Here is an 8,304-nt window from a genome sequence, read left to right as displayed (position 1 = left end):
ACCCTGATCCACCCGATCGCGATGGACGATGGTCTGCGTTTCGCAATCCGTGAAGGCGGTCGTACCGTTGGTGCGGGCGTTGTTGCTAAAGTTCTGAGCTAATTGCTGATATTATTTGACGCAATGCGCAATAAAAGGGCATCATTTGATGCCCTTTTTATACGCTGTCGAACCAGAACCTGGCTCATCAGTGATTTTTTTTGCCATAATCATTGCTGAGACAGGCTCTGAAGAGGGCGTTTAGTCCGAAACGCACCAGAGCATTTCGGTTTGGATCGCCTCGCGTACGCGGGGTGAAAATGTTTGTAGAATACTTCTGACAGGTTGGTTTATGAGTGCGAATACCGAAGCTCAAGGAAGCGGGCGCGGCCTGGAAGCGATGAAGTGGGTTGTTGTCGCTGTATTGCTGCTTGTCGCTATCGTTGGCAACTACCTCTATCGTGACATGATGCTGCCGTTGCGTGCGCTAGCCGTAGTGATTCTGATTGCCGCAGCGGGCGGTGTCGCGCTGTTGACGACAAAAGGTAAAGCGACCGTTGCTTTTGCCCGTGAAGCGCGTACCGAAGTCCGTAAGGTCATTTGGCCAACTCGCCAGGAAACGCTGCACACCACGCTGATCGTTGCTGCGGTCACTGCGGTAATGTCACTGATCCTGTGGGGACTGGATGGTATTCTGGTTCGCCTGGTATCCTTTATCACTGGCCTGAGGTTCTAAGATGTCTGAAGCTCCTAAAAAGCGCTGGTACGTCGTTCAGGCGTTTTCCGGTTTTGAAGGCCGCGTAGCCACATCGCTGCGTGAGTATATCAAGTTACAAAATATGGAAGAGTTGTTTGGTGAAGTCATGGTGCCGACTGAAGAAGTGGTCGAAATCCGTGGCGGTCAACGTCGCAAAAGCGAACGTAAATTCTTCCCGGGCTATGTACTGGTCCAGATGGTCATGAACGATGCGAGCTGGCACCTGGTGCGTAGCGTGCCGCGTGTGATGGGCTTTATTGGCGGTACTTCTGACCGTCCAGCTCCGATCAGCGACAAAGAAGTTGATGCGATCATGAACCGCCTGCAGCAGGTTGGCGATAAGCCACGTCCGAAAACGATGTTTGAACCGGGCGAAATGGTTCGCGTTAGCGACGGTCCGTTTGCTGACTTTAACGGCGTAGTTGAAGAAGTGGATTATGAGAAGTCTCGTCTGAAGGTTTCCGTATCTATCTTCGGTCGTGCAACGCCGGTTGAGCTGGACTTCGCTCAGGTTGAGAAAGCCTAACAAGTCGATCAAAAAAGCGGCGATTTAATCGTTGCACAAGGCGCGAGATTGGAATACAATTTCGCGCCTTTTGTTTTTATGGATAGCATCCGTAAAACGAATTTTATCACGGGGAGCCTTTTTGAGGCGCTATAACCCAACTAGAGGAATTTAGAATGGCTAAGAAAGTCCAAGCCTATGTCAAGCTGCAGGTTGCAGCTGGTATGGCTAACCCGAGCCCGCCGGTAGGTCCAGCACTGGGTCAACAAGGCGTGAACATCATGGAATTCTGCAAAGCGTTTAACGCAAAAACTGATTCCATGGAGAAAGGTCTGCCGATCCCGGTTGTTATCACCGTTTACGCTGACCGTTCTTTCACTTTCGTTACCAAAACGCCTCCGGCAGCAGTTCTGCTGAAGAAAGCGGCTGGTATCAAGTCTGGTTCCGGTAAGCCGAACAAAGACAAAGTGGGTAAAATTTCCCGCGCCCAGCTGCAGGAAATCGCGCAGACCAAAGCTGCCGACATGACTGGTTCCGACATTGAAGCGATGACTCGCTCCATTGAAGGTACTGCACGTTCCATGGGCCTGGTAGTGGAGGATTAAGAAATGGCTAAACTGACCAAGCGTATGCGCGTGATCCGTGACAAAGTTGATACAACTAAACAGTATGATATCAACGAAGCTATTGCTCTGCTGAAAGAGCTGGCCACTGCTAAATTCGTAGAAAGCGTTGACGTTGCCGTTAACCTCGGTATCGATGCTCGTAAATCTGACCAGAACGTACGTGGTGCAACTGTACTGCCGCACGGTACTGGCCGTTCCGTTCGCGTAGCCGTATTTGCCCAGGGCGCAAACGCTGAAGCTGCTAAAGCTGCTGGCGCTGAACTGGTAGGTATGGAAGATCTGGCTGACCAGATCAAGAAAGGCGAAATGAACTTTGACGTTGTTATTGCTTCCCCGGATGCAATGCGCGTTGTTGGCCAGCTGGGCCAGGTTCTGGGTCCGCGTGGCCTGATGCCAAACCCGAAAGTTGGTACTGTAACCCCTAACGTTGCTGAAGCGGTTAAGAACGCTAAAGCGGGTCAGGTTCGTTACCGTAACGACAAAAACGGCATCATCCACACTACCATCGGTAAAGTGGATTTTGACGCTGACAAACTGAAAGAAAACCTGGAATCTCTGCTGGTTGCGCTGAAAAAAGCGAAACCGACTCAGGCTAAAGGCGTGTACATCAAGAAAGTTAGCATCTCCACCACCATGGGTGCTGGTGTTGCCGTTGATCAGTCCGGTCTGACCGCGACTGTGGCGAACTAATATTCGCCTTTACGTGGGCGGTGATTTTGTCTACAATCTTACCCCCACGTTTCTGCTAATTGCAGACGTATATCCAAGATATTCAGGCTGTGGCAAGGCGACAACTGAGTGAATCGCCAGGAGCATAGTTAACTATGTGACTGGTGTGAACGAAGGCAGTCAACGCCGTCACAGATTGAATAGCGACAGATAGACAAGATTTGTTCGTTGGAGCCTGGCCTATCCAGGCCTCCGTCGAAGACCGCAGGTGTTTCGAAAGAAGCTTAATGCCCTGCGTAGACGGTGACAGAACGCTAAGATTATTTCTGATACTCTGGCTTGTTTCTGCTCACCGTATTAAGACGCTCTGTCCGTTGGGAAGAGTGAAGTGAGTTCCGGGACATGAGTCCCGGCAAACATCCAGGAGCAAAGCTAATGGCTTTAAATCTTCAAGACAAACAAGCGATTGTTGCTGAAGTCAGCGAAGTAGCCAAAGGCGCGCTGTCTGCAGTAGTTGCGGATTCCCGTGGCGTTACTGTAGACAAAATGACTGAACTGCGTAAAGCAGGTCGCGAAGCCGGCGTATACATGCGTGTTGTTCGTAACACCCTGCTGCGCCGTGTTGTTGAAGGTACTCAGTTCGAGTGCCTGAAAGACGCGTTCGTTGGTCCGACCCTGATTGCATATTCTATGGAACACCCGGGCGCAGCTGCTCGTCTGTTCAAAGATTTCGCGAAAGCGAATGCAAAATTTGAGGTCAAAGCCGCAGCCTTTGAAGGTGAATTGATCCCGGCATCGCAAATCGATCGCCTGGCAACTCTGCCGACCTACGAAGAAGCAATTGCACGCCTGATGGCAACCATGAAAGAAGCTTCGGCTGGCAAACTGGTTCGCACTCTGGCTGCTGTTCGCGATGCGAAAGAAGCTGCTTAATCGCAGTTATCTTTATCAAGCATCTGCTTACGTATAAACTTATTCTGATTTTCAGGAACAATTTAAATGTCTATCACTAAAGATCAAATCATTGAAGCAGTATCCGCTATGTCCGTAATGGACGTTGTAGAACTGATTTCTGCAATGGAAGAAAAATTCGGTGTTTCTGCTGCTGCTGCTGTAGCTGTAGCTGCGGGCCCGGCTGAAGCTGCTGAAGAAAAAACTGAATTCGACGTGATTCTGAAAGGTATCGGCGCGAACAAAGTTGCAGTAATCAAAGCAGTACGTGGCGCAACTGGCCTGGGTCTGAAAGAAGCTAAAGACCTGGTAGAATCTGCTCCGGCCGCTCTGAAAGAAGGCGTGAGCAAAGATGACGCTGAAGCACTGAAAAAATCTCTGGAAGAAGCTGGCGCTGAAGTTGAAGTTAAATAAGCCAACTTTTCTAGTTGCAGCCTAAGAAATTAGGCTGATGGCTGGTGACTTTTTAGTCACCAGCCTTTTTGCGCTGTAAGGCGCCAGTAGCATTTCACACTGTTTGACTACTGTTGTGCCTTTCAATGTTTGTTTCTATCGACGCCTTAATATATTGCGACAGAGCCTCCGCTCTGTGTAAATCGCAACGAAATGGTTTAAGCGTGATAGCAACAGGCATTGCGGAAAGTATTCGATTTTCCGGTCAACAAAATAGTGTTGCACAAACTGTCCCTTCGTCGGACAGATGGGTCGACTTGTCAGCGAGCTGAGGAACCCTAATGGTTTACTCCTATACCGAGAAAAAACGTATTCGTAAGGATTTTGGTAAACGTCCGCAAGTGTTGGACATACCTTATCTCCTTTCTATCCAGCTTGACTCGTTTCAGAAGTTCATCGAGCAAGATCCTGAAGGGCAGTATGGTCTGGAAGCAGCTTTCCGTTCCGTTTTCCCTATTAAAAGCTATAGCGGTAATTCTGAGCTGCAGTACGTCAGCTACCGCCTTGGCGAACCTGTTTTTGACGTTCAGGAATGTCAGATCCGTGGCGTGACTTATTCCGCACCGCTGCGCGTCAAACTGCGTCTGGTGATCTACGAGCGCGAAGCGCCGGAAGGCACCGTAAAAGACATTAAAGAACAAGAAGTCTACATGGGTGAAATTCCACTCATGACTGACAACGGTACCTTTGTCATCAACGGTACCGAGCGTGTTATTGTTTCCCAGTTGCACCGTAGCCCAGGCGTCTTCTTTGACTCCGATAAGGGTAAAACCCACTCTTCGGGTAAAGTGCTTTATAACGCGCGTATCATTCCTTACCGTGGTTCCTGGCTGGATTTCGAATTCGATCCGAAGGACAACCTGTTCGTACGTATTGACCGTCGCCGCAAACTGCCAGCGACCATTATTCTGCGTGCGCTGCAGTACACCACTGAACAGATCCTTGACCTGTTCTTTGAGAAAGTTGTCTTCGAAATTCGTGACAACAAGCTGCAGATGGAACTTATTCCAGAGCGCCTGCGTGGTGAAACCGCCTCCTTTGATATCGAAGCCAACGGCAAAATCTACGTCGAAAAAGGTCGTCGCATCACTGCGCGCCATATTCGTCAGCTGGAAAAAGACGATATCAAGCTTATCGAAGTTCCAGTTGAGTACATCGCGGGCAAAGTTGCGGCTAAAGACTACGTTGACGCATCAACCGGTGAGCTGATTTGCGCAGCGAACATGGAGCTGAGCCTGGATCTGCTGGCTAAGCTGAGCCAGTCTGGTCACAAGCGTATCGAAACGCTGTTTACCAACGATCTGGATCACGGTGCGTATATTTCTGAAACTATACGCGTCGACCCAACCAACGATCGTCTGAGCGCGCTGGTAGAAATCTACCGTATGATGCGCCCTGGTGAGCCGCCGACTCGCGAAGCTGCTGAAAGCCTGTTCGAGAACCTGTTCTTCTCCGAAGACCGCTATGACTTGTCTGCGGTTGGTCGTATGAAGTTCAACCGTTCTCTGCTGCGTGACGAGATCGAAGGTTCCGGTATCCTGAGCAAAGACGACATCATCGAAGTGATGAAGAAGCTCATCGATATCCGTAACGGTAAAGGCGAAGTCGATGATATCGACCACCTCGGTAACCGTCGTATCCGTTCCGTTGGCGAAATGGCGGAAAACCAGTTCCGCGTTGGCCTGGTACGTGTAGAGCGTGCGGTGAAAGAGCGTCTGTCTCTGGGCGATCTGGATACCCTGATGCCTCAGGATATGATCAACGCCAAGCCGATTTCTGCCGCAGTGAAAGAGTTCTTCGGTTCCAGCCAGCTGTCTCAGTTTATGGACCAGAACAACCCGCTGTCTGAGATTACGCACAAGCGTCGTATCTCTGCCCTCGGCCCAGGCGGTCTGACCCGTGAACGTGCAGGCTTCGAAGTTCGAGACGTACACCCGACTCACTACGGTCGCGTATGTCCAATCGAAACCCCTGAAGGTCCGAACATCGGTCTGATCAACTCCCTGTCCGTGTACGCACAGACTAACGAATATGGCTTCCTTGAGACGCCGTATCGTAAAGTGACTGACGGTGTTGTTACCGACGAAATTCATTACTTGTCTGCTATCGAAGAAGGCAACTACGTTATCGCTCAGGCGAACTCCAACCTGGATGACGAAGGCCACTTTGTAGAAGACCTGGTAACATGTCGTAGCAAAGGCGAATCCAGCTTGTTCAGCCGTGACCAGGTTGACTACATGGACGTATCCACCCAGCAGGTGGTATCCGTCGGTGCGTCCCTGATCCCGTTCCTGGAACACGATGACGCCAACCGTGCATTGATGGGTGCGAACATGCAACGTCAGGCGGTTCCGACTCTGCGTGCTGATAAGCCGCTGGTTGGTACCGGTATGGAGCGTGCTGTTGCCGTTGACTCCGGTGTTACTGCTGTTGCTAAGCGTGGCGGTACCGTTCAGTACGTTGATGCTTCCCGTATCGTTATCAAAGTTAACGAAGACGAGATGCATGCGGGTGAAGCGGGTATCGACATCTATAACCTGACCAAATACACCCGTTCTAACCAGAACACCTGTATCAACCAGATGCCTTGTGTATCTCTGGGCGAGCCGGTTGAACGTGGTGATGTGCTGGCAGACGGTCCGTCCACCGACCTTGGTGAACTGGCTCTGGGTCAGAACATGCGCGTGGCATTCATGCCATGGAACGGTTACAACTTCGAAGACTCCATCCTCGTTTCCGAGCGTGTTGTTCAGGAAGACCGTTTCACTACCATCCACATTCAGGAACTGGCATGTGTGTCCCGTGACACCAAGCTGGGGCCGGAAGAGATCACCGCTGATATCCCGAACGTGGGTGAAGCTGCGCTCTCCAAACTGGATGAGTCCGGTATCGTTTACATTGGTGCAGAAGTCACCGGTGGCGACATTCTGGTAGGTAAGGTAACGCCGAAAGGTGAAACCCAGCTGACCCCAGAAGAGAAGCTGCTGCGTGCAATCTTCGGTGAGAAAGCGTCTGATGTTAAAGACTCTTCTCTGCGTGTACCAAACGGTGTTTCCGGTACGATTATCGACGTTCAGGTCTTTACTCGCGATGGCGTAGAAAAAGACAAACGTGCGCTGGAAATCGAAGAGATGCAGCTGAAGCAGGCGAAGAAAGACCTGTCTGAAGAACTGCAGATCCTCGAAGCTGGCCTGTTTAGCCGTATCTACGCGGTGCTGGTTGCCGGTGGCGTTGAAGCTGAGAAGCTCGACAAACTGCCGCGCGATCGCTGGCTGGAACTCGGCCTGACCGACGAAGAGAAACAAAATCAGCTGGAACAGCTGGCTGAGCAGTACGACGAACTGAAACACGAATTCGAGAAAAAACTCGAAGCGAAACGCCGTAAAATCACTCAGGGCGACGATCTGGCACCAGGCGTGCTGAAGATTGTTAAGGTTTATCTGGCGGTTAAACGTCGGATCCAGCCTGGTGATAAGATGGCAGGTCGTCACGGTAACAAGGGTGTTATCTCTAAGATCAACCCGATCGAAGATATGCCACACGATGCTAACGGTACGCCGGTAGATATCGTACTGAACCCGCTGGGCGTACCATCGCGTATGAACATCGGTCAGATCCTTGAGACCCACCTGGGTATGGCTGCGAAAGGTATCGGCGAGAAAATCAACGCCATGCTGAAGCAGCAAGAAGAAGTCGCCAAACTGCGCGAATTCATCCAGCGTGCCTACGATCTGGGTACCGACGTTCGTCAGAAAGTTGACCTGAATACCTTCAGTGATGAAGAAGTTCTGCGTCTGGCTGAAAACCTGAAAAAAGGTATGCCGATCGCAACGCCGGTCTTTGACGGTGCGAAAGAGTCTGAAATCAAGGAACTGTTACAGCTGGGTGGCCTGCCGACTTCTGGTCAGATCACACTGTTCGACGGTCGTACCGGTGAGCAATTCGAGCGCCAGGTTACCGTTGGCTACATGTACATGCTGAAACTGAACCACTTGGTTGATGACAAGATGCACGCGCGTTCTACCGGTTCTTACAGCCTGGTTACTCAGCAGCCGCTGGGTGGTAAGGCTCAGTTCGGTGGTCAGCGCTTCGGGGAGATGGAAGTGTGGGCGCTGGAAGCATATGGCGCGGCATACACCCTGCAGGAAATGCTCACCGTTAAGTCTGATGACGTGAATGGTCGTACCAAGATGTATAAAAACATCGTGGACGGCAACCATCAGATGGAACCAGGCATGCCAGAATCCTTCAACGTACTGTTGAAAGAGATTCGTTCGCTGGGTATCAACATCGAGCTGGAAGACGAGTAACTCTCGCTCAAACAGGTCACTGGTGCCGGGGTAAGACCCGGCGCCAGATTGTGC

General features: G+C 51.0%; 8 protein-coding genes. All 8 read left to right on the top strand.

Annotation, left to right across the window (positions count from 1 at the left end; genetic code table 11):
* Window positions 1-102 (top strand): hypothetical protein (locus FDW88_RS01520; RefSeq protein WP_072107067.1); only part of this gene is annotated, 102 nt, incomplete at its 5' end.
* 229 nt (window positions 103-331) lie between these two features.
* Entirely contained in the window at window positions 332-715 is a 384-nt protein-coding gene (secE, locus tag FDW88_RS01515) for a preprotein translocase subunit SecE (protein WP_003033128.1), read from the top strand.
* A gap of 1 nt (window position 716) precedes the next feature.
* Window positions 717-1,262 (top strand): transcription termination/antitermination protein NusG, encoded by a 546-nt coding sequence (gene nusG / locus FDW88_RS01510; RefSeq protein WP_003033125.1) that lies wholly within the window; start codon window positions 717-719, stop codon window positions 1,260-1,262.
* A gap of 155 nt (window positions 1,263-1,417) precedes the next feature.
* Window positions 1,418-1,846: a 50S ribosomal protein L11 gene (gene rplK, locus FDW88_RS01505; protein WP_003033122.1), complete on the top strand. Its 429-nt coding sequence runs from the start codon at window positions 1,418-1,420 to the stop codon at window positions 1,844-1,846.
* 3 nt (window positions 1,847-1,849) lie between these two features.
* Window positions 1,850-2,557, top strand: coding sequence for a 50S ribosomal protein L1 (gene rplA, locus FDW88_RS01500; protein ID WP_096758782.1), 708 nt, complete (start codon window positions 1,850-1,852; stop codon window positions 2,555-2,557).
* Window positions 2,558-2,971: 414 nt separating this feature from the next.
* The gene (gene rplJ / locus FDW88_RS01495; RefSeq protein ID WP_007704673.1) at window positions 2,972-3,469 is read left to right on the top strand and encodes a 50S ribosomal protein L10; all 498 of its coding nucleotides are present in this window, start codon (window positions 2,972-2,974) and stop codon (window positions 3,467-3,469) included.
* A gap of 66 nt (window positions 3,470-3,535) precedes the next feature.
* A complete protein-coding gene (gene rplL / locus FDW88_RS01490) occupies window positions 3,536-3,901 on the top strand; it encodes a 50S ribosomal protein L7/L12 (RefSeq protein WP_049842133.1) in 366 nt (121 codons plus the stop codon).
* Between the two features lie 320 nt (window positions 3,902-4,221).
* Window positions 4,222-8,250, top strand: a complete 4,029-nt coding sequence (rpoB, locus tag FDW88_RS01485) for a DNA-directed RNA polymerase subunit beta (protein WP_137361883.1) — start codon at window positions 4,222-4,224, stop codon at window positions 8,248-8,250.
* Window positions 8,251-8,304: the final 54 nt, after the last annotated feature.

The organism is Citrobacter sp. wls829, assembly GCF_005280825.1.
Taxonomy (GTDB): domain Bacteria; phylum Pseudomonadota; class Gammaproteobacteria; order Enterobacterales; family Enterobacteriaceae; genus Citrobacter; species Citrobacter gillenii.
Note: the sequence above shows the minus strand (reverse complement) of the source record. Positions and strands in the feature narration are given on the sequence as shown.